This is a genomic window from Bradyrhizobium sp. (assembly GCF_035652035.1).
Classification (GTDB): Bacteria; Pseudomonadota; Alphaproteobacteria; order Rhizobiales; family Xanthobacteraceae; genus Bradyrhizobium.
In genome coordinates this window covers 66158-84778 of record NZ_DASREO010000031.1, presented here as the reverse complement: position 1 = coordinate 84778, position 18621 = coordinate 66158, and the positions used below count along the sequence as shown (strand labels likewise).

Here is an 18621-nt window from a genome sequence, read left to right as displayed (position 1 = left end):
GGGCCGCATCGACGTGAAATGCGGTCGAGAGGCGCGCTATCTAAGAACTGAGAGGCCAAATGATAAATGATTGGTACGATATCAAATTTATGGAGAGCGCTACCAACGTGCGTGAGTTGCTCGGCAACTCTATGGGACGCACGCCGAGCTCCAATATCGCACGGGAGATCGCCGTATGTATCCAACAGGGCAGGCTGTTTTTCGAGGCCGCGTCGGTCGCGCCGATCCAGATTAAACCGCTACAAATTTACTATGGCGTCGTTGCATTTGCTCAGGCCGTAATTGTCGCTCGAAATGGCCGTTCTTTGTCGACACTTGTTCGGGCGCATGGGCTGACCGATATGACGTCGCTGGACGCGGGCGTAGAAGGATTGGTGCTCCGCGTTGAAAACAACGGCACATTTCAGGAATTCAACGACACGGTCGCGCCGCTTGGTCGGATTTGGTATTTCGATAGCTGGATGCCGAAATGGCACGAGAAGCCGTTCGACTCCGCGGCGGGTTTGAGTGGTCTGCAAATTACCATCACGGACATATTGGCGCGTGCGCCGGGGCTCGCCGAGAAATTTGCGCAGACATTCGGTTCTTCCGGTAAGACGCTTCCGATCATTCTGGATTTCGGGACGCCGTACACAGGCTCCTGCACGTTGCGCATCGATGATCCTGATCTGTTTACCGATCGGGCAAGCTTAGTTGCTTCCATTGAAAGGTTGCGCTCACAGTATCCATTTCTTGAACAATGGCGCTTCACCGAAGCTCAACATGCATGGGGAAATTCTATAATCGTATTCGACAACGCTGACAGGCGGGGGCTCGATGATCTTTCAGAAGATAATCTGATCCAGGCCAATAACAATGGTTTTGCCTCCGGCCGAGCTATGATGGGCGCTGAGCGAACGATTGTTCCCGCGATCAAAATACTGCCACCACTATCCGGCGGTTACACACGCGCGGGGCAAACATACGCTATGCAGCCCATCAACAACGTCAACCTGAGCGAATATGCGCTACAATTCCTTGGCACCTTTCTATTGAGCTCACTCGTGCGCTACCGGCCCCAAATTTGGCAGAATGCGATTTCACGGTCTGTCACAGCGCAGAGTCCCGCTGACGATCGCTCGTTGTCACTTATCGAAAAATTTCTGGACGACGTGCTGAGTGGATTTCCGGATATGGCGGCGCGCTTGATGAATTATCAGCGGACGCGCTAACGCTGGCCGTCGGCAAGTGTCGCCTTATTTGCTCGAATTTCTGGGATACAGTTCGCGATACAAATTGTGATACATTCTCACCAGCCGATGGTAAAAAATCTCGTAATATCAATGTGGGGTCGGATCGTTGTGGGCGCTCCGAGCGCACCATAAACCCACGTTTGGCCCTGAAATTTCTGGCGTTTTTTCCGGATGTTACCCGGGGATGTTACCACGCCGTTCACGGCACTCGTTCCTGCCGCGGCGCCGTCCGCGTAGACACCTGCGCGAGTATCGATTTTCGAGGGTTCAAGTTTGAGTGTTGCCTTCACCAAAGAAGAGAGTGCAGAGACAGCATCGGAAACGCTACTGCCCGATCGCCCAATCTCGCCTCATCCTAATCTTGTTACCGAAGGGGGCTTAAGAGCCTTGGAGTCGCAGCTTCAGGCAGCGCGCGATGCCTACGAGGTGGTGCAGCCGATCGACGACGTTAACGAACGGCGCCGGCAATCGGCAACTCCGTTGCGCGACGTCCGATATTTTGCAGAAAGAGTTCGAACCGCACAGGTGGTGCCACCCCCTTCGTCCAATGACACAGTTGCCTTCGGAAGTACGGTCACGTTTTGCCGAGACGATGGGCGCATGCAGAAGTTTCGCATTGTGGGAGAGGATGAGGCCGATCCTAAGACAGGATCGATCTCGTACGTGTCGCCGGTAGCGAGGTCCCTGATGGGCAAAGCGGTGGGTGACGTAGTCGGATCCGGAAGTCAGGAAATTCAAATTACGACTATCGAATAGCGCCTCTACGCCGGGTAAATAAAACGCCTGGCTGTTTTCGCCCTGGAAAACAACGTCAAAGGCCGTACTCCGCCGCATGCCGCTCAGCGCGGCGACGTGCATGCGGCCTGAACCTAAGCCAGTTGGAACGAAGCGCTCTATTACTTGATCGTCTTGGCAGTCCAGTTGCTCAGCACCTGCGCGACATCGAGGTTGTTCTTTTCGAGCATCATCATGTGTCCGTTGCCCTTGATGCCAACCTGCTCGAGCCGGATGAAATCGACCATGGCGCCGGCTTGTGAGAGATATTTGGCGGTACAGTGGTCGTAGACCGCGTGATAGGAGGCTTCACTAACGACGATCAGGATCGGAATGCGGCTAAGGTTCTTCAGCTTGCGGGCCGGTTCCTTTTGTAGCCAGCAGGCAAATAAGTCCGAGCCGTCCGGCTTTTCCTGCTGGGCGACAGTGATCTCTTCCGGGCTGGCAACGGGCGGATCGTAGGTCAGTTTGATGTCGGTCGGTCCCCAAGCGCGCGCCTTCCCGTCGCTGATGATGATGTCCTGGAACGGAGGACCACTCGGCTCGATCGCGATGATCCCCTTGACGAGGTCCGGCCGCGCATCGGCGATCAACCAGCCGAATGGTCCGGACTGACTATGGGTTAGGAGGACCGCCGGACCGATGCGATCGAGCAGGGCGGCGCCTGCATCCTGAACGAGCTTCTGGGTTTCGGCATTGCTGGTGAGAAACTCGACCTGGGTGGCATAGAACGCGTCGAAGACGGGATCGCCCATGTGTCCATTGCCGGGGCCGTCACCCGGCCATTGCGTGTGCTTCTTGGCTTGCGGCCAGGAGCCCGACTCGCTTGGCGCGGTGAACAGTTTTTCCAGGGTTGGCGCCGGGAAATTGCGGATCGGTCCGTCAATGCCTGGGTGCCATGCCGACCGTCCGCGGGCGGGCTGGTCGACCATGTAGACGACATAACCGCGCTCCAGAAAATACTGCGCCCATCCCTTGCGGCCATCGGGCGTGCCGAGCCAGTTCGTGGCGGTCTGCGCGGCGCCGTGAATCAGCACCAGCGGGTAAGGTTGCGAAACCTTTCGCGGCTGCATGACCTCCACATACATTGCGCCCTGCATCACTTGTTTTCCGCTGTCACCTACATAGTGACCGCCCGCATAGAAGTAGCCAAAGCTTGACGCCGCATCGATCATCGGCACCGGGGGATACTTCTCCACGGCGGAGGAGATGTCGCAGGCGAAAACAGAAATGGACGCTGCGGTGAGGCCGCGCAGAAGAGTGTTGGCGATCATGAGACGTTTCCCGGTTTTTGATCACGCGCATCAGCGCGCGCTGGGCCGTTAAGCACCTTTTGGCTTGGCTTTCGAGGTTAACACATTGGTTATGTCTTTGCGGTCATTTTCACAGCTTCCACTTATCAGGGAGGCACTATGTCTGACGTCACCATTCCCGGCGGCAAAATTCGCGCGTTCGTCGAACGGATTGAAAATATCGACACTGAATTGCAGGAACTGAACGAACAAAAGAAGGAAGTGTTTGCGGAGGCCAAAGGCGAAGGGTTTGATGTCAAGATCCTGAAAGAGATCATCAAACTGCGAAAGCAGGACCAGGACGAGCGCGACGAACGTGAGAGTCTGCTTGATCTCTACATGCGCGCCATGGAGCAGGCGGAACCGGAGAAGATCGCCAAAGCTGCCTGAGAAATAAACGGGTTGGCGACAGCGTAGATGGAGCGAACCATCACGCTGTCGCTAACGTACTCCCCGTTGCTGTGGCCCTAACGGAGGCCCGCACGACGACGCAGAGGTTACTTGGCTTTCCCGGGGCCGCGTTCCGTTGCTCGCCGCATCGCGTCCGCGAATGCTCCAGCGCCGCTATCCTGCTTGACCGATCCCCGTGACGTCATCTGCCGTTCGTTGAAGCGCGGCCCGCGATCACCTTGCGGGCGATCGGCCTTGGCGCCGACCGGATCATCCATGCGTAGCGTCAGCGCGATGCGCTTACGAGCGACGTCGACTTCCAGCACCTTAACCTTGACAATATCGCCGGGCTTCACGACCTCGCGCGGGTCCTTGATAAAGGTCTTCGACATCGCCGAGATGTGCACGAGGCCATCTTGGTGCACGCCGATGTCAACGAATGCGCCAAAGGCGGCGACGTTGGTGACAGCGCCCTCAAGGACCATCCCCGGCTTCAGGTCGCTCAGCTTCTCAACGCCTTCCATGAACACCGCAGCCTTGAAGGCGGGGCGAGGATCGCGGCCGGGCTTTTCGAGTTCGCGCAGGATATCGGTCACCGTCGGCAAACCAAACGTGTCGTCAACAAATGTTTTCGGCTGCACCTTGCGCAGGACCTCCACATTGCCGATTAACGTCTTGATATCGCTCTTGGTGGCCTGCAGAATCTTCCGCACCAGGGGATAGGCCTCCGGATGCACGCCGGATTTATCGAGCGGATCCTCGCCGTCGTTGATTCGTAGGAAGCCGGCGCATTGCTCAAACGCCTTGGGGCCAAGCCGCGGCACGGCCTTCAGGGCCTTGCGCGACTTGAACGGGCCGTTGGCGTCGCGATGTTCAACGATGCTTTGTGCCAGCCCGCTGCCGATGCCCGACACGCGGGCGAGCAGGGGCGCTGAAGCAGTGTTGACATCAACGCCGACGCTGTTGACGCAGTCCTCGACCACGGCATCGAGCGAGCGGGCGAGTTTGGTTTCACCAAGATCATGTTGGTATTGCCCGACCCCGATCGCCTTCGGATCGATCTTGACGAGTTCTGCCAGCGGATCCTGCAGGCGCCGGGCGATCGACACCGCGCCGCGCAAGGTGACATCAAGCTCGGGCAACTCTTCGGAGGCGAAGGCGGAGGCTGAATAGACCGACGCGCCGGCCTCCGACACCACGATCTTGGACATCTTCAAATCGGGCAGCAGTCTGACCAGCTCCGACGCCAGCTTGTCGGTCTCGCGCGAGGCGGTGCCGTTGCCGATCGCGATCAAATCAACTTTGTGTGCGACAGCGAGCTTGCCGAGCATGGCCAGCGACGCATCCCAGGCGCGCTGCGGTTCGTGCGGGTAGATCGTCGTTGTCGCGACCACTTTGCCGGTCGCATCGACCACCGCGGTCTTCACGCCGGAGCGATAGCCTGGATCGAGGCCCATGGTCACGCGTGCGCCGGCCGGCGCCGCCAACAAGAGGTCGCGCAGGTTGGAGGCGAATACGCGCACGCCTTCTTCTTCGGCTGCCGTCCAGAGCCGGGTCCGCAGGTCGATGTTAAGATGCACTTGGATCTTGGTGCGCCAGGCCCAGCGCGTCGTTTCCATCAGCCACTTATCGCCCGGCCGGCCCTGATCAGAAATGCCGAAGCGCTGCATGATCTTCAGCTCATAGGAACCCGGAGTCGCGGCCGGCGCAGGCGGCGCTTCCGGCTGCATGTTAAGATCGAGAATCTCTTCTTTCTCGCCGCGGAATAGCGCCAGGATGCGATGCGACGGCAGCTTGTTCAGCGGCTCGCTGAACTCGAAATAGTCCTTGAACTTCTCGCCTTCGGTCTTCTTCCCCTCGCGGACGGTCGACGACATCTGGCCGATCGACCACATCTGTTCTCGCAACTCGCCGATCAGATCGGCGTCTTCCGCAAAGCGCTCGACCAGAATAGCGCGTGCGCCCTCGAGAGCTGCGGTGGCATCCGCGATCTGTTTGTCGGGATTGACGAAGTTTTCCGCGACCTGACTTGGATCGTTCTGCGGGTTGGCAAGGAGGAGGCCTGACAGCGGTTCGAGCCCGGCTTCCTTGGCGATCTCTGCCTTGGTGCGGCGCTTCGGCTTGAACGGCAGGTAGATATCCTCTAGCCGGCCTTTGTTGTCGGCTGCCAGGATGGAAGCTTCCAGCGCGGCGTCAAGCTTGCCCTGATCGCGTATCGATTCCAGAATCACGGCGCGACGTTGTTCGAGCTCGCGCAAATAGGTCAGGCGCTCTTCCAGCGTGCGCAGCTGCGCGTCATCGAGGCCGCCGGTCATTTCCTTGCGGTAGCGCGCGACGAACGGCACCGTCGCGCCGCCGTCAAGCAGTTCCACCGTCGCCACGACCTGTTGTTCGCGGACGCCAAGTTCTTCAGCGATCTTCTGATTGATATTCACGCGAGAATCTTCCTCCGAAATTCTGCGGCGGATGATGTCGCCGGACCGATCGCTTATGGACTGATCCGGCGCGATTCATCAACCCCCGCGTCGGGATCGAATGTTCTGTTGATCACTTGTGTCGCTGCGGAAAATTTCTGTGGCTTTCGCATCCAACATGTTGCCGATCACGCGATCGACAAATTGCCGAAGTTTCGCTCCGACCCACACGAGTATTGGACGCTGCGAGCGGCGGCTGGTCAATCCGGCAGAACCGTCATCTAGACGGATGGGCTGGCCTTCCGGGAGTGTGCGGCGCGGCCACCCAGGAACGTTTCCGACACCACCGGATCGTCGATCAGCTCTTTTGCCGGACCCGACGTGATGATGCGGCCGGTTTCCATCAGATAAGCGCGATCAGCAATCTTCAGCGTCTGACGGGCTTTCTGCTCGACCAGGAAGACTGTCAGGCCTTCGCGCCGCAGATCCTGGACCATATCGAAAACGGTATCGGTCATTTTCGGCGAAAGCCCAAGCGATGGTTCGTCGAGAAGCAACAGCTTCGGCTTCGATAGCAGCGCGCGGGCGATCGCAAGTATCTGCTGCTCTCCGCCGCTCATCAAGTTCGCTGGCAGATGGCCGCGCTGAGCAAGGATCGGAAAGCGCTCTCGGAGTGCGACCAGTTCTGTCATGGCCTGGGTCTTGTCGGCCCGCGTGTAGAGACCCATCAGGAGATTGTCCTGCACCGTCATTGTGCCGAGGATCCCACGCCCCTCGGGGACGAGCGCAATTCCGCGCCGCAGGTTGCGCTCGGCATTGTTGGGCGTCAGAACCCCGCTCTCAAAGGCGATCTCGCCGCGATAGGGCAAAAGCCCGGCGATAGCGCGCGCGACAGTGGTCTTACCCGCTCCGTTAGACCCGATCAGCGCAACGATCTCTCCAGCTGCGATATCTATGTCGATACCGCGCACCGCCTGAATTGCCCCGTAACGCACGACGAGATCGCGAACCCTCAACATTATGCCGCCCGTCCGAGATAGGCGTCGAGCACTGCCGGGTTGGTCCTGATGTCGTCCGGCTTGCCTTGCGCGATCAAGACGCCGAAGTCGAGAACATGGAGGTGGTCGCAGAGGTTCATGACGAAGGCCATGTCATGTTCGATCAAGAGAATGCTGAGGCCGCCCTCGCGCAGCTTCAGCATGAGGGTGCGGATCGTCTCGGCCTCGTCGTGATTCATCCCGGCGACGGGCTCATCGAGCAGCAACAGCTTGGGCCGCGCCGTGACGGCACGCGCCATCTCGACCTTGCGCTGCAGGCCATAAGGCAGCGAGCGAGCCAGGCGGTCGCGGACATCGCCGAGGCCGAAGAATTCCAGAACTTCTTCCGCGCGTTCGATCGTTTTCGGATTGGAAAAGCGCATCGGCAACAGCCGCCGCACGAACGAACCCGTGTGCGGCTGCGCTACCAGAAGATGCTCCCAGACGGTCATGTCGGAAAACAGCCGGATATTCTGAAAGGTGCGCATGATGCCGGCGCGCGCGATTTTGTGCGACGGCTCCGACGTGACGTCGTGGCCGTCGAGCAACACGCTGCCGGAGGTGGCGCGATAGGCGCCGGTGATGACGTTGAAGGTTGTGGTCTTGCCGGCGCCGTTCGGGCCAATCACGCCGACGATCTGCCCGGGGGCGACCTCAAGCGAAAGGTCGGTCAGCGCCCGGACGCCGCCGAACGTCTTGGTAACGCGGGAGAGGATGAGACGGGGCGGCGTGATCCGGCTCATGCCTTCGACCTCGGCAGCGCGAAGCGAAACAATGCACGATCGAGCAGGCCCTGGCGTCGCACCAGCAGCATTGCGATCAACAGCGCGCCGAAAGCGGCAAAGCGCCAGTCGGCCAGGAAACGAAGATATTCAGGCAGGATCACCAGCAGCACCGCGCCTGCGAGCGCGCCCGGCGCTACCGTCGAGCCGCCGAGGATCACGGCGAGCACGAAGTCGATCGAGCGTTCGAACGAGAAGTTGCCGGGCTCGATATAGACATGATGGTGCGCGAACAACCCGCCGGCGATCGCGGCGACTGCCGCGCCACAGCCGAAGGCGCCGACCTTGATTTGTGTGGCGTTGAGGCCGACCAGGCCGGCCGCGGTCTCGTCGTCGCGCACGGCGCGGATTTCGAGCCAGATCGGCGAGGCCTCGATCAGCATGATCACGACGAGCACGATGGCAGCCCACGCCCAGATATAGCCGGTGGAGACGTGGTGCATGCCATGAAAGCCTTCCGAACCGCCCATCGGCGTAAAATTCTGGAAGAAGCTGCGCACCATCTCGCCGAAGCCGAGTGTCGCCATTGCAAGATAAATGCCTCTCAGGCGCAGCGCCGGAAAGCCGACGGCGATGCCAATGGAGCCCGACACCAACGCTGCCACGATCAGCGCGGCCGTAATCGGCAATCCGACGACGACTGTCAGATGTGAGGTGAGATAGGCGCCGATCCCCATGAAGCCGGCATTGCCGAGCGAAAGCTGCCCGGTCGCGAGGATGATGTAGACACTGAGCGCACCGAGCAGAAGGATGCCGATGTCGGAGAGAAGTCCCGCGTAATACATCGACATGGTCAGACCCTCTGGCCCTGGTCGCTGCGGCCGCCGCCGAGCAGCCCCTGCGGACGCAGCAGGAGGATCAGGATCATGAAGCCATAGACAACGAAGTCGCGGATCTGCGAGCCGCCGTAGGCAACGGTCATCACTTCCACCACGCCCATCAGGGGGCCGGCGATCAGCGCGCCCCAGATGCGGGTGGTGCCGCCGACCACCATCACTGCGATCGCCTTGAGACCGATTTCGACCCCGATATAGGGCGTGATCGCCGCGTAATGCACGCCGATCAGAACGCCGGCCGCGCCGGCAAGCGAACCGGACAGCATGAAGGCGATCAGCGTGACTCGGCCGGCGGGCACGCCGAGCAGCCGCGCGACGTCGCGATTCTCGGCCACCGCGCGCAGCGCGCGGCCGATCGAGGTCCGTTGTACCAGAAAGGCCAGCAGCGCGACGAGTAACACGGTCACACCGAGTACGGTGAGCTGAATCGCGCTGACGCTGACCGGGCCGATATTGTACCGGCCGCTCAAGACCTCGTCGGTCAGTTGCAGCGGGTCGGAGCCCCAGACATTGGTCGCGACGTTCTGCAGGATGATCGAGAAGCCCAGCGTCGACAGCATCGGCGTCACCACGGGCGCCGCGCGAAACGGCTGATAGCCGATGCGCTCGACAATGGCGGCGACCAATGCCGCACCCGCCATGCCGGCAACGAGCGCGAGCGGCAGCGGCAGTTGCGCCATCACCACGGTGAAACCGAAATAGCCGCCGAGCATGAAGAGTTCCGCAATGGCAAGGTTGAGCACCCCGAGAATGCCCATCACCAGCGAGAAGGACAGCGCGATCAGCGTGTAGACCGCGCCGAGCGTCAGACCGTTCACGAGTTGCTGGACCAGCACGAATGCGTCCCCTGAGGAGAGGTGTTTTTCGAGATTGTGTCGTTTGTCTTTTTGTCGGTCATGCCCGGCGCAAAGCCGGGCATGACGAGTTTAGGTGACGTTCAGCAGCCCTGCTTACCGTCCGGCGCACTGCAGCCGCGCACCTTCGATTGCCACGCGCCGTTCTGGCCTTGCACGATGTAGAAGGCCTTGATGGCGTCGCCGTCCGCATTGAAGGAAATCGGACCGCCGAGCCCGGCAAAACCCGAAAGCTTGGTCATGTAATCGCGGATCTTGGTGCGGTCGGCCTCGAGGTCTTCCGGCTTGCCGGTCACGCCGGCCTTCTTGACCGCATCAACATAGATGCTGGCGATCTCGTAGATGTTGGCGTCGTACATCGAGGGCTCGATCTCGGCGGGCAGGCCCGAAATCTTGCGTAGGATCGGCGTCAGCTCCTTGACGAAGGCCTGCGGCTTGTCGCCGGGCATGCTGGCGTAGAAGCTTGCCGGCGCCACGATCGGAATTTCCGGCGCTGCTTTCAGGATCGCCGACGAAATCAGCTGGGTCGCGCCAACGATCGGCTTGATGACGCCCTGGCGTTTCATCTCGCGGATTACGGTAATGGCCTGGCTGTAGTCGGCGCTGACGACGACCCCGTCAGGATTGAGCGCCTTGATCTTGGTGATCTGGGCGCTGACGTCGAGGTCGCCGGTGTTGAAGGAGAGGGGGTCGGTGGCGTTAAGAACCTCGATGCCGTTTTCCTTCATCAGGCCGGGCATGATCTTGCTGCCGACTGTCGCCGCGGTTGCATCCTTGGCATCGAAGATGATGGCGACGTTCTTGATGTTGAAGGCCTGCTTGTAATACGGCACCGTGGTTCGGCCGAGCACACCTTCGTCGATGGTGTTGCGGAACGCCCAGGGACGGTTGAGCTTGGCGACGCCAGGTTTCGATGAGGCCTGCGAGGTCGCAACCACCTTCATTTCGTTGGCGACCGGGAAGGTGACTTCCGCGGCGCTCGACGTCAGCGGGCCGGCGACAGCGAGCACGTGATCGTCGCCGGCGAGCTTGCGAAGATCGTTCGTTGCCTGCGCCGGCTTGGTCGCGTCATCGAGGATCACGATGCGGAGCTTCGCGCCATTGACGCCGCCGGCATCATTGACCTGTTTCTCGAGCATTTGCAGCGTCGCCGTGTTGGTGCGACCCCATTCGGCGAACGGTCCGCTCGATGGCACAATCGCACCGAGAACGATCTCGGCATCGGCCGCGTAAGCCGGTGCGCTTGCGATCATTCCCGACAGCGCCAGCGTGAGTCCCGCGGCACCGAGCACTCTCATAACTTTGGACGTCATGCGGAATCCTCCCGTTAGTCGCGTTGTTTGCGATCAGTGCGATCGGCTTCAGGGAGGTCCGCCCAAGCAGCTTCCCCTCAGGCCTTACTTGCGGGAAGCTAGCATCAGAAAGCGAGCTTGAAAAGCTTCGTTAGTTATGTAATTATGGAAGATAGTTTAGCACTTGGGAGGACGCGCGATGGCCGAAACAGGCGTCGACACCATAAGAATCAAGCGCGTGCTGACGTTCCTCGACGAGACGCGTGTGGCCGATGGTCGCGACACTGTGCCGCCCCTGCGCAAGGCCGCCGCGGTCGCGATCATCGACAATCCCTTTGCCGGCCGCTTCGTGCAGGACCTTAGCCTGCTGACGAAGGCGAGCGAAGCGATCGGCCGCGAGATCTGCGCCATTGCCGTGGGCTTGCTGGCGCCGGATCAAGCCGTCAGTTACGGCAAGGCCGCCGTGGTCGGCATCAATGGCGAGCAGGAGCACGGCAATGCCATGCTCACCACGGTGTTCGGCAACGTGATGCGCGAGGCTGTTGGCGGCGGCAAGGCCTGGATCTCCTCGATGACCAAGCGCGCCGCGCCGGGCGCTATGATCGACATTCCGCTGGCGCATAAGGATGCGCTTTACGTGCGCTCGCATTACGATGGCATGACGCTGACGCTGCCGGATGCGCCGCAGGCGAACGAGATCGCGATCATCGCCGTCTATGCGACGCGGGGCCGGCCGAACCAGCGCGTTGGCGGCCTGTCGGCGGCGGAGATCAAGGGGCAGGACGGACTGACCTAGCCGTTTTGCCGGCGCAGACGGTTCTTGGAAGACCATCAGGGTGGAGCGGAACATGACGGTTGCAAAGACAGGTGCCGAGCACATTGCCTCCTTGCGCGATGGGCGTACGGTCTACATCGATGGCGCGCTCGTCGAGGATGTGACCACCCATCCGGCGTTCCGCAATGCGGTGCAGTCTTCGGCGGCGCTTTACGATTATCAGGCCAGGCCGGAAAATATCGAGCTCATGACGTTCATGCCGGAAGGCTCGAACCGCCGTGTCAACCGCGCCTGGCAGATGCCGAAGAGCTATGAGGAGATGGTGACGCGCCGCAAGGCGCTGCAGGCCTGGTCGCGGGTGCACTACGGTTTCATGGGCCGCTCGCCCGATCACGTGGCCTCGGCCTTGATCGGCCAGCGCATGGGCATCGAGATCTTCCGTAAGCATGGGCCGCAGCGGGCGAAGGCGCTGGAAGATTATGTCGACTATGCCACCAAGAGTGACCTGTTCCTCACCTATGTGATCATCAATCCGCAGGCCGAACGCGCCAAGAACTGGGGCGACCAGGTGTCGGATCTTGTCGCGCGCATCGTCGATGAAGACTCGACCGGGATCACGATCCGCGGCGCGAAGATGCTCGGAACGTCATCGATCATGGCCAATGAGGTGCTGGTCGCCAACTTGCAGCCGCTGAAGCCCGGCGAAGAGGACCTTGCCTTCTCCTGCGCGTTGCCCATGAATGCCAAGGGCATCCGCGTGCTTTCGCGAAAATCCTACGAAGCCTCCGCGGTATCTGTCTTCGACAATCCGCTCTCGTCGCGTTTTGATGAGAACGACGCCCTGATCTATTTCGACGACGTCAAGGTGCCCTGGGATCGTTTGTTCGTCTACCGGGACACCGATGTCTGCCGCCAGCAGTTCCACGATACCTGGGGGCACTCGTACCAGAATTACCAGGCGCAAATTCGCCTCTCGGTGAAGCTCCGTTTTCTTGCCGGTCTTGCGCGCCGTCTGACCGAGGCGATCGGCACCACGAATATCCCCTCCGTGAGCGAGAAGCTCGGCTACATGGCCGCCCAGGCCGCGATGGTGGAAGCGATGCTGTCGGGCATGGAAGCGAGTGGCTCCAGAGCTGGTGACTATTGGGTGCCCAACAAGCACTTCATGTATTCCGCCCAGGTGCTGACGCAGGATCTTTATCCGCAGTTCGTCAATGCGATCCGCGAACTCTCGGGCGGTGCGATGATCATGCTGCCGTCCTCGATCAAGGATTTCAATGATCCCATGCTCAGCAAGATCATCCATACAACGCAGCGTGCTGCGAATCTGGAGCCGGAGGACAAGGTGAAGTTCCTCAAAGCCTGCTGGGACGCGGTCGGATCCGAATTCGGTTCCCGCCACCAGCAATACGAGATGTTCTATGCGGGTGCGCGCTTTGTCACGGCAGGCCACAGTTTCCGCACCTACGACTGGAACGGCGCGACCGCGATGGTCGAAAACCTGATGGCCTCGTATAGTCTGGACGATGAACTCGGCGGGGTGAAGCACTAACGCTGGAAGGCGAGCATGAAAGTCGCAATCACCAACCTCGGGGCCATCGTTTCCGGCGACTGGCGCGATCCGTTCGTCCAAGGCGACACGGTTGTTGCTCATGACGGCAGGATTGTCAGCGCCGGCACCGCCAGTGCCGCCGCGATCGAGGCCTGCGATGTTGTGATCGACGGCGGCGGCATGACCGCCATTCCCGGGCTGATCGATTCCCATGTGCACATTACGTTTGGCGACTACACGCCACGACAGCGCACCGTCGGCTATCTCGAAAGCTATCTGCACGGCGGCGTGACCACCTCGATCTCCGCTTCCGAAGTGCATGTTCCGGGCCGGCCGCGGGACGCAGAGGGCGTCAAGGCGCTGGCGGTCGCGGCGCAGCGCTGCTTTGCCGACTATCGTCCCGGCGGCATGCGCGTGATTGCAGGCTCGGTCATTCTCGAGCCCGGCCTGACTGACGAGGACTTCATCGAGCTTGCAAAGAAGGGCGTGGGCCTCGCCAAGGCCGGTTTTGGTGCGGTGAAGACATCCTATGACTACGTGCCGCTGGTCGCAGCAGCGAAAGCGGCGGGCCTGATCACCACCTGCCACACCGGCGGTTCATCGATTCCTGGCTCTGGCGCGATCACCGGCGATCACTTGCTCAAGATGCATCCGCACGTCTCGTTTCATATCAACGGCGGGCCGACCGCCATGCCCGATCGCGATTTCGAGCGCGTCATCCGCGAAAGCGAGATCGCGCTTCAGGTCTGCACGGCGGGCAACCTGCGCACGACGTTGTTATGCGGCAAGCTCGCGATGGAGTTCAAAGCCTTCGATCGGTTCATCATTGCGACCGACACGCCGACTGGCAGTGGCATCATGCCACTCGGCATTCTCTACACCATGGCGCATCTCGCGAGCCTTACGACCATGACCCCGGAACAGGCGATCTGTGCGGCGAGTGGTAACAACGCGCGCGTCTATCGGTTGGACAGCGGTTTCCTCAAGGTAGGACATGCCGCCGATATCGTGCTGCTCGATGCGCCTGATGGCGGCACGCAAAATACGGCGCTCGATGCGATCAGGCATGGCGACATCGCCGCGATCGGCGCGGTCATGACAGCCGGTGTGCCGCGTTTTGTCGGCCGCAGCCGCAACACGCCGGCGACCACGCGCAAGGCACGGGTTGTCAAGTCAACCGTGATGCAGGATTTTGCCGCCGCGGCGCACTGAGTTTTGCGCCGCGCGATTTTCGATCCTAGGCCGGATCGAAATAGTGGATTTCGAATAGCAGGCAGCCCTTCTCGGATTTGAACGGGCCGTGCCAGGCTCCGGGTGGCCGGGAAGCATAGGTGTTGGGCGCGAAAGATTCCCCGCCGTTGCCCTGTTCGTCGTTGCCGACCGTGAGATCTCCCGAGATCAGATACACCTCTTCCCAGTATTCGTGCACGAACGGCTTGGTCGTGAAAACGCCGGGCGCGAAACGCAACAGGCGCGAACGCGAGCCCTTTCCGTTCTTTTCGTCGAGCGCGCCTGAGAGGATCTTCTGCTGGATGCCGGCAGGATAGCCGGCCGGCGTCTCCCAACCGCTCGACATATCGAGCGCGTGGAATTCTTTATGTTCCTTGTTGATCGCCATAACGGTCGTTCCCTGGGTTGAAAATAGAAGAAATCTTACCAGCCGTGCAAAAGCTCGGCCTCGGGCGGTGGTGTATGGGCGGTCGCGGCGCCCGCAAGCTGGCGGTATCGGCCTTCGAAGAATACGAGCGGCCGTTGATATGTGAAGGCGTGCTCGTGCAAGGCTTCGACGCGGCCGACGAATATCCCGTGGTCGCCTCCGTCATATTGGGCATAATTCTCGCACTCGAATACCACGCCGGCGTTCGGAAGCATGGGAGCGCCGTACTTGCCGGTGAGGATCGTCAGTCCCTCCCATTTATTGCCGTTCGGGCGCGCAAACTGGTTGGACACTTGTTCCTGATCCTCGTTGAGGACGTTGACGGCGTAGCGCGAAACCGACTGCCAGGCCGCAAAGCTGTGCGCGTTACGATGAATGCTGAACAAGATCAGTGGCGGGTCAAGCGACACCGAGTTGAAGGAGCTCATGGTCATCCCGATCAGCTCGCCGGATGGCATTCGCGCCGTGACCACGACCACGCCGGTCGGAAATTTGCCAAGAGCATTGCGGAATTTGCGCGCGTCCATGCTGGCCTCCGGAACGGCTTTGGGTTATATATACTCCATAAATTAGCTATTTTACAAAGTGTTTTGTGGAGGCATCGAAAGCAGTGCTCGAATTCCAGTTCGCACCCCGGCAGGGCGCCACCGAGCGGATCGACGTCAACGTCGCAGCGCTGATCGTCGCGGGCTGGACCGGCTGCGACGAGGCGGCTTTGCGCCATCACATCGAGGAGCTTGCAGCCATCGGCGTGCCGCGGCCGTCCTCGGTTCCGGTATTCTACCGAAATAGCGCGCTCAGCGTGACTCAGGCATCGCGCATTCAAGTGCTCGGGCCTGACACGTCCGGCGAGGCCGAGCCCGTCGTGATCGCGCATGGCGGGCGGCTCTGGCTAACAGTCGGCTCGGATCACACCGACCGCAAGGCCGAAACGATGGGAATTGCGCTTTCAAAACAGCTCTGTGCCAAGCCTATTGGGCGTGACCTGTGGCTGCTGGACGATGTCGCCGATCACTGGGATCGTCTGCAATTGCGGGCCTTTGCGACGATCGACGGCCACCGCACGACCTATCAGGAAGGTCTGCTCGGCGCGATGCGCACGCCGGCTGATTTGATTTCGCGGTATGGCACGTTGCTTTCGTCGGGCACCATCATGTTTTGCGGAACGCTCGCCGCGATCGGCGGGATTCGTCCCGCGAGCCGCTTCGAAGTGGAGCTCACCGATCCGGTGCTCAATCGCACGCTCCGGCATGCTTACGATATTGACATCCTGCCGGTGGTGACTTGATCCATCGCATAGGTATTCGAACTGATTCTGCCACACTCGAAAATCGGGTAGGGCTTCCCACAGAGAGATTATTCGGAGAACGCACGTGTCGCGCCAAAAGGTCAAAGCTGAACGAGGGCAGCAAACGCCACGACGCGCCGAACCAGCCAATGCGCGTGGCGGGCTGCCGCTAACTGTCACGCGGCCCGAACTCCTGAGCGACGGTACTGATCGCGATTTCCGCAGGCTCGTGCACAACATCTTTGCCTTCATGGCGCGGCATGAATCGATCCGCGACGGCCATGCTCGCCAAGTCGGGCTTGCCGGCATCGAGTACACGATCCTCATTTCGATCGGCCATCTCGGTCTGGATGGCGACGTCAACGTCAAGACAATCGCCGATCATCTGCACATGAGCGGCGCCTTCGTCACCACCGTGACCAGCAAGCTGCAGACGCTCGGTCTGATCGAGAAGAAACAGGATAGCGCTGACCGGCGGCGAATTTCGCTCGCCATCACCGAGAAGGGCAAGGCGCTGCTTCGCAAGCTCGCGCCCTATCAGCGCGAGATTAACGACGTCGAGTTCGGCCCGCTTAGCCGCGAAGAGTTCCAATCGATTTCGCGCATTCTGGAAGCGTTGATCGATTCGAGCGACAAGGCCTTTGCGCTGCAACGCTACAAATCCTCAATCAAGGAGCCGTCAAAGGTGGCGTGAGCTGCCGGACCCACACGCCGCTGCTAATACAGGCGCGGGGTTTGCGGCTCGAGAGAGTAATGATTGGCGCAAAAGCTCCTGGAAAGCCTGAAAGGCGCCGCCCTTGGATCTGATAGGCACCTTTTTTGTCGGTCGCTGGGTAAGCTGTTGAAATCGCGCCAAATGCGACCGACCTCCGGGCGCGCCGTAATCCCACGTTGAGGCCTCAAGCGGCGATCTCCGCGCGCTCATTCATGCCATTGCGATGCAGCTACGGAGGGTGCATTGCAGCTGGCCGCGAGAACTGCGGCGGTGAGTTGCGCCGCCTTGGCCTGGGCCGGAATTGAAGCCCGGACAAAGGACGATTTGCCGGTGTTTGGCCCCAGCGCCATTCACAAGGGCCTGTACCATCAGTTCGGGTTTTCGCTGCATGGCTTCCAACTCGGTCCCGGTGCCGGAGCCGTCATGGCGGAGCGATCGTCAATGGCGGCACGCAGACCCGCATCGGCGATCTCGGCATCGACCGTTTCCTTTCCGCGACGCTCCCAACAAGATGAGGACATCATGAGCATCACTCGCAAGATCCGCACTCCCATCATGCACCGCGCGGTCGAGGCCAATGGCTTCGTCTTCCTCGGCGGTACGATCGCCGATGACACGAGCGTCTCGATCGGCGACCAGACGCGAAACATTCTCGGCAAGATCGCCGGCTATCTGAAGGAGGCGGGCACGGACGCCTCCCGAGTCGTCAGCGCCTCGATCTTCGTCACCGATCTTTCGAAGAAGAAGGAAATGGACGCTGCCTGGACCGAGTTCTTTGGCGAGAATCTTCCCACGCGCGCGACGGTCGGCGTCGCCGATCTCGGTGGTAGCGCCCTCATCGAGGTCGTGGTGACCGCGCTCAAAGGCTGATGCAGGGATGTTTGCATTCGCCTTGCTACCCATTGTTTCGCGGCCGTGGGCGGATAAGACGGTCACCTCTGTTTCGCATATGAAAAAGCGGTGACGGCGCCTCGTGCTCCAGAATTGGGATTGCGCTCACGAGGCTGGCATTGTCTGTTTGGCTTGAGTTTTCAAAAGCGAATTTGATGGGGGTGCTAGCTCCTGGAGGGCGTGTACCGAAGCACGCGTAAAACCAGAGGGCGTCGCCGGACTTGAGTTGGCATCATCCATTCAGGCCGGGAAAAACCGGTATCAGGCTTGAAGGCACCGATACGGCGTGGGTAGATACGAGGTGTAAATTCCATAGGATTCGAGCGCTCGCAGAAGGCGCCCATTGCCGCCGTGTCACGGTGCCGGTGTATGCCTGCACCGGATTCGCGCTCCCTCGTGAAGTTCTATTCTCCAAGGGCCGTTTGCTCGAAGTGTCCATGCTTGCATCGGATGGATGACGCACATGAAGTTCCTGAGCTATGCCTACCGGTTTGCTTCCAACTTCGTCTTCCTGGCGCTGGTCTATTACAGCCTCAACTTTCTGGACAAGTACAACCAACGCGCCATCGTTGCGATCATGGTGCTGATCTATAGCGCGATGCGGGCGGCCTCCGCGTTGCGCTCGTTCTACTTCTTCCAGCGCATCGAACGGCTGGAAGGTGAAACGCGCCGTCTAGCGATTGCGGCCGGCGAAGGGCACTCGGCAAGTTCCCAGCGCAGGTTGATCGTCAACGAGGTTTCCGATCTGCGCCACGCCGGCGAGATGAAAGCCTATATCGACCTGCTTTTTCTCGCGCTGATCGTGCTGCTGTGCGTGTCGAAGCTGGTCGCGGACTAAAT

The 18621-nt window shown here is 60.4% G+C and carries 19 protein-coding genes and 1 pseudogene; 11 read left to right on the top strand and 9 right to left on the bottom strand.

All coding sequences use genetic code 11. The annotated features are described in order from the left end of the window. The first annotated feature begins 59 nt into the window (after window positions 1-59). Complete coding sequence (locus VFB05_RS11170; RefSeq protein WP_325012152.1) at window positions 60-1211, top strand: YaaC family protein; 1152 nt, start codon at window positions 60-62, stop codon at window positions 1209-1211. Between the two features lie 294 nt (window positions 1212-1505). Beyond that, the gene (gene greA, locus VFB05_RS11165) at window positions 1506-1988 is read left to right on the top strand and encodes a transcription elongation factor GreA (RefSeq protein WP_325012149.1); all 483 of its coding nucleotides are present in this window, start codon (window positions 1506-1508) and stop codon (window positions 1986-1988) included. A 140-nt stretch (window positions 1989-2128) separates the two neighbouring features. On the opposite strand, the gene VFB05_RS11160 is transcribed toward greA, so the two are convergent. After that, the gene (locus VFB05_RS11160) at window positions 2129-3280 is read right to left on the bottom strand and encodes an alpha/beta hydrolase (protein WP_325012147.1); all 1152 of its coding nucleotides are present in this window, start codon (window positions 3278-3280) and stop codon (window positions 2129-2131) included. Between the two features lie 138 nt (window positions 3281-3418). Here VFB05_RS11160 and VFB05_RS11155 point away from each other — a divergent pair, with 138 nt between their 5' ends. Beyond that, a complete protein-coding gene (locus VFB05_RS11155; protein ID WP_325012145.1) occupies window positions 3419-3688 on the top strand; it encodes a DUF2312 domain-containing protein in 270 nt (89 codons plus the stop codon). Between the two features lie 107 nt (window positions 3689-3795). On the opposite strand, the gene VFB05_RS11150 is transcribed toward VFB05_RS11155, so the two are convergent. The 6 genes from VFB05_RS11150 to VFB05_RS11125 form a co-directional block, all read right to left on the bottom strand. Continuing rightward, complete coding sequence (locus VFB05_RS11150; protein ID WP_325012143.1) at window positions 3796-6123, bottom strand: Tex family protein; 2328 nt, start codon at window positions 6121-6123, stop codon at window positions 3796-3798. Window positions 6124-6383: 260 nt separating this feature from the next. Further along, entirely contained in the window at window positions 6384-7121 is a 738-nt protein-coding gene (locus VFB05_RS11145) for an ABC transporter ATP-binding protein (protein WP_325012141.1), read from the bottom strand. Continuing rightward, window positions 7121-7882, bottom strand: coding sequence for an ABC transporter ATP-binding protein (locus tag VFB05_RS11140; RefSeq protein WP_325012139.1), 762 nt, complete (start codon window positions 7880-7882; stop codon window positions 7121-7123). The genes VFB05_RS11145 and VFB05_RS11140 overlap by 1 nt, the downstream gene beginning before the upstream one ends. Next, on the bottom strand, window positions 7879-8712 hold the full coding sequence (locus VFB05_RS11135; RefSeq protein ID WP_325012137.1) for a branched-chain amino acid ABC transporter permease: 834 nt from the start codon (window positions 8710-8712) through the stop codon (window positions 7879-7881). Before VFB05_RS11135 ends, VFB05_RS11140 begins: the two co-directional genes overlap by 4 nt. A 2-nt stretch (window positions 8713-8714) precedes the next feature. Continuing rightward, window positions 8715-9593, bottom strand: coding sequence for a branched-chain amino acid ABC transporter permease (locus VFB05_RS11130; protein ID WP_325012135.1), 879 nt, complete (start codon window positions 9591-9593; stop codon window positions 8715-8717). 101 nt (window positions 9594-9694) lie between these two features. After that, window positions 9695-10924: an ABC transporter substrate-binding protein gene (locus VFB05_RS11125; RefSeq protein ID WP_325012134.1), complete on the bottom strand. Its 1230-nt coding sequence runs from the start codon at window positions 10922-10924 to the stop codon at window positions 9695-9697. 178 nt (window positions 10925-11102) lie between these two features. On the opposite strand from VFB05_RS11125, the gene VFB05_RS11120 reads away from it, so the two are divergent. The 3 genes from VFB05_RS11120 to VFB05_RS11110 are packed head-to-tail and all read left to right on the top strand — an operon-like array spanning window position 11103 to window position 14442. Further along, on the top strand, window positions 11103-11699 hold the full coding sequence (locus tag VFB05_RS11120) for an amino acid synthesis family protein (RefSeq protein ID WP_325012132.1): 597 nt from the start codon (window positions 11103-11105) through the stop codon (window positions 11697-11699). Between the two features lie 52 nt (window positions 11700-11751). Then, window positions 11752-13230: a 4-hydroxyphenylacetate 3-hydroxylase family protein gene (locus tag VFB05_RS11115; protein ID WP_325012130.1), complete on the top strand. Its 1479-nt coding sequence runs from the start codon at window positions 11752-11754 to the stop codon at window positions 13228-13230. A gap of 15 nt (window positions 13231-13245) precedes the next feature. Next, window positions 13246-14442 (top strand): amidohydrolase family protein, encoded by a 1197-nt coding sequence (locus tag VFB05_RS11110; RefSeq protein ID WP_325012128.1) that lies wholly within the window; start codon window positions 13246-13248, stop codon window positions 14440-14442. Between the two features lie 25 nt (window positions 14443-14467). On the opposite strand, the gene VFB05_RS11105 is transcribed toward VFB05_RS11110, so the two are convergent. Both VFB05_RS11105 and VFB05_RS11100 read right to left on the bottom strand, forming a co-directional pair. Further along, window positions 14468-14848, bottom strand: coding sequence for a cupin domain-containing protein (locus VFB05_RS11105; protein WP_325012126.1), 381 nt, complete (start codon window positions 14846-14848; stop codon window positions 14468-14470). A 35-nt stretch (window positions 14849-14883) separates the two neighbouring features. Next, window positions 14884-15414, bottom strand: coding sequence for a flavin reductase family protein (locus tag VFB05_RS11100; protein WP_325012124.1), 531 nt, complete (start codon window positions 15412-15414; stop codon window positions 14884-14886). 83 nt (window positions 15415-15497) lie between these two features. Between VFB05_RS11100 and VFB05_RS11095 the strand changes: the two genes are divergently transcribed. The 5 genes and pseudogenes from VFB05_RS11095 to VFB05_RS11075 all read left to right on the top strand — a co-directional run bounded on the left by VFB05_RS11095 (window position 15498) and on the right by VFB05_RS11075 (window position 18619). Continuing rightward, window positions 15498-16175: a DUF2848 domain-containing protein gene (locus VFB05_RS11095; protein ID WP_325012122.1), complete on the top strand. Its 678-nt coding sequence runs from the start codon at window positions 15498-15500 to the stop codon at window positions 16173-16175. An 85-nt stretch (window positions 16176-16260) separates the two neighbouring features. Then, window positions 16261-16869: a MarR family winged helix-turn-helix transcriptional regulator gene (locus tag VFB05_RS11090; RefSeq protein ID WP_325012120.1), complete on the top strand. Its 609-nt coding sequence runs from the start codon at window positions 16261-16263 to the stop codon at window positions 16867-16869. Window positions 16870-17178: 309 nt separating this feature from the next. Beyond that, window positions 17179-17405: pseudogene (locus VFB05_RS11085) on the top strand (FAD-dependent oxidoreductase); the annotation flags it as partial. A 7-nt stretch (window positions 17406-17412) separates the two neighbouring features. Further along, window positions 17413-17760, top strand: coding sequence for a RidA family protein (locus VFB05_RS11080; protein WP_325012118.1), 348 nt, complete (start codon window positions 17413-17415; stop codon window positions 17758-17760). A 484-nt stretch (window positions 17761-18244) separates the two neighbouring features. Next, window positions 18245-18619, top strand: a complete 375-nt coding sequence (locus VFB05_RS11075) for a hypothetical protein (RefSeq protein ID WP_325012116.1) — start codon at window positions 18245-18247, stop codon at window positions 18617-18619. The last annotated feature ends 2 nt before the right edge of the window (window positions 18620-18621 follow it).